This window comes from Streptomyces sp. P17 (assembly GCF_032436805.1).
Classification (GTDB): domain Bacteria; phylum Actinomycetota; class Actinomycetes; order Streptomycetales; family Streptomycetaceae; genus Streptomyces.
The window spans coordinates 1-242 of sequence record NZ_JAVRBF010001380.1 but is presented as its reverse complement, the minus strand read 5'-3'; the positions used below and the strand labels follow the sequence as shown (position 1 = coordinate 242).

At 73.1% G+C, this 242-nt stretch carries 1 pseudogene; it reads right to left on the bottom strand.

From position 1 onward, the window contains the following. Nucleotides 1-242 (bottom strand): annotated as a pseudogene (locus tag RMT89_RS45045) (cytochrome c oxidase assembly protein); the annotation flags it as partial.

The following is a 242-nucleotide window of genomic DNA, read 5'->3' as shown; positions in this document are numbered from 1 at the left end:
AACGCGAGCACGATCGCCGCTCCGGCGGCAAGGGCCCAGGCGACGACGCCCAGCAGCCAGAAGCGTCGCAGCGTGGCGGGCCGCAGCAGTCGGCCCCGCCAGACGCGGAGCGCGAGCAGGATGCCGCTTCCGAACAGTGCCGCCGCGGCGATGGTCTGCACGGTTCCGGCGTCGGTGCCGAAGTCGTGACCGGGACCCACGAGGATCTGACCGACCACGACCGGGGCCAGCAGAGCGATCGC